Annotated in this window: 1 pseudogene; it reads left to right on the plus strand. The window is 74.5% G+C overall.

Features of this window, described 5'->3' with window-relative positions:
• Positions 1–13 precede the first annotated feature (13 nt).
• Positions 14–2,850: pseudogene (locus SCWH03_RS29725) on the plus strand (type I polyketide synthase); the annotation flags it as partial.

Below are 2,850 nucleotides of genomic sequence, written 5' to 3' on the forward strand. Positions count from 1 at the left end.
CGCCGCGGGTGAGATGGGCGATCCCGAGTACTGGGTGCGGCATGTACGCGAGACCGTCCGCTTCCACGACGGCGTCACCAGGCTCCGCGAGGCAGGCGCCACGGCATGGCTGGAGATCGGCCCCGACAGCGCCCTGTCCGCGATGATCGGCGAGACCGTCCCGGGCGCCGTCGTCGCTCCGGCGCTGCGCAGGCAGCGGCCGGAGGAACCGGCCGTCGTCACCGCCCTGGCGAAGCTGCACGTGGCAGGCGTGGCCGTCGACTGGGCGCCGCTGTTCGCCGGCACCGGTGCCCGCCGTGTCGACCTGCCGACGTACGCCTTCCAGCACGAGCGCTACTGGCCGACGCCGATCGGCGCCGCCCCGGCAGGCCCCGCGGAGCCGGCGGCCCCCTCGTGGTGGAACCGCGAAACCTGGACGCCGGTCGAGCCGTCGGGTTCGATCACCGGCACATGGCTCGTCGTCGCCCCGGCCGGGTTCGCCGAGGACGCATGGGCCCTCCAGGTGGCCGCCGCGGTCGGCGGCACCATCGTCGAGGAACTTCCCGAGACACCGTACGACGGTGTCGTCTCGCTGCTGGCGCTGGACGACGGTTGCGACGACGACGGCGTCCCCGCCGGACTGCCGGGCACACTGGACCTGGTCCGGACGGTCGCCCGCCGGGGTGTCGCGGCCCCGGTGTGGGCGGTCACCCGGGAGGCCGTCTCGGTCGCGGGCGAACCGATCGCCGACGCGGGGCAGAACGGCGTGTGGGGCCTCGGCCGGGTCGCCGCCCTGGAACTGCCCGCCCACTGGGGCGGCCTGGTCGACCTGGGGGCCGCGCCCGAGCGGCTCACCGACCTGCTCCCCGCCGTGCTCGCCGGCGACGAGCGCCAGGTGGCCATCCGGCCCGAGGGGGTCTTCGCCCGCCGCTACGGGACGGTGCCGCGCCCCGGTGGCCGGGCGTGGCAGCCGTCCGGCACGGTCCTGATCACCGGTGGCACCGGCGCACTCGGCGGCCATGTCGCCCGCGACCTCGCACGCCGGGGCGTCCAGCGGGTGGTCCTGGCGAGCCGCCGGGGCCTCGACGCGCCCGGCGCCGCGGCCCTGCGGGACGAACTGCGCGAGAGCGTGCCCGCCGATGTGGTGGCCTGCGACGCCGCCGACCGCGACGCCGTCCGCGCCCTCCTCGACGACCTGCCCGGACTCACGGCCGTGGTGCACACCGCGGGCGTGCTGGACGACGGGGTGCTCGAGTCGCTGACACCGGAGCGGTTCGCGGACGTGTTCCGCGCCAAGGTCGCCTCCGCCCTCGTGCTCGACGAGCTGACGCGCGAACGGGACCTGGACGCGTTCGTCCTGTTCTCCTCCCTCGCCGGTGCGATCGGCAACCCCGGGCAGGGCAACTACGCCGCCGCCAACGCGGTTCTGGACGCGATCGCCCTGCGGCGCAGGGCAGCCGGACACGCCGCGACCTCGATCGCCTGGGGCGCCTGGGCCGGAGCCGGAATGGCCGCCGGCGAGGCCGTCGACGCAGACCTGCACGGGATCGCGATGAACCCCGCACTCGCCGTGGAGGCGATGTGGCAGGCCGCCGGCGAACCCGCCGCCACCGTCGGCATCGCCGTACTGCCGGAGTCGGGGCCCGAGGCCGAGCCCCGGGTGCGGGTGCCGCACGGCGACTCCGGCCTTCTCGCCAGGCTCCAGGGCGCGGACGAGCCGCTGGACGTGATGCTCGATGTGGTACGCACGGCCGTCGCCGCGGTTCTCGGCTACACCGGCCCGTCCGCCGTCGGCGTGACGAAGCCCTTCACGGGCCTCGGGTTCGACTCGCTCACCGCGGTCGAACTGCGCAACCACCTGGGCGCGGTGACCGGCCGGAGCCTGCCCGCCGCTCTCGTCTACGACTACCCGACGCCCCGCGCGCTCGCCGAGCATCTGCTCGGCGAGGTGCTCGGTGTGGCGGACACCGGCGTCGTCGCCGCCGCGGAGCCGGTGCCCCACGACGAACCGATCGCGATCGTCGGCATGGCCTGCCGCTTCGCCGGCGGCGTGAGAACGCCGGAGGAGTTCTGGCAGATGCTGGCCGAGGGACGCGACGGCATCGGCCCCTTTCCCACCGACCGCGGCTGGGATGTCGAGTCGGTGCTCGAGACGAGCGTCACCGGCGAGGCCGGCTTCCTCGACGGCTGCGCGGACTTCGACCCGGCGTTCTTCGGCATCTCCCCGCGTGAGGCGCTCGCGATGGATCCGCAGCAGCGGTTCCTGCTGGAGACCACGTGGGAGGCGCTGGAGCGCGTCGGTGTGGACCCGGACTCGCTGCGGGGCAGCCAGACCGGCGTCTTCGTCGGCACCAACGGCCAGGACTACGCCACGCTCCTCGCCGACTCCGACGAGGACACCGAGGGCCACGCCGCCACCGGACTCGCGGCGAGCGTGATCTCGGGACGGCTCTCCTACACCTTCGGGTTCGAAGGCCCCGCCGTCACCGTCGACACCGCCTGCTCCGCCTCCCTGGTGGCGATCCACCTGGCCGCCAGGGCCCTCCACGGCGGTGAGTGCTCACTCGCCGTCGCGGGCGGTGCGACGATCATGACCACACCCCTGGCCTTCGCCGAGCTCACCCGGCAGGGGGCGCTGGCCGGGAACGGCCGTTCGAAGGCGTTCTCCGATGACGCCGACGGTGCGGGCTGGTCCGAGGGTGTGGGTGTGGTGGTGTTGGAGCGGTTGTCGGATGCGGTGCGCGAGGGGCATCGGGTTCTTGCGGTGGTGCGTGGTTCGGCGGTGAATCAGGATGGTGCGTCGAATGGTCTGACGGCGCCGAACGGTCCTTCGCAGCAGCGGGTGATCCGGCAGGCGCTTGCGTCGGCGGG

The sequence above is a fragment of the Streptomyces pacificus genome, from assembly GCF_011766325.1.
GTDB classification, from domain to species: Bacteria; Actinomycetota; Actinomycetes; order Streptomycetales; family Streptomycetaceae; genus Streptomyces; species Streptomyces pacificus.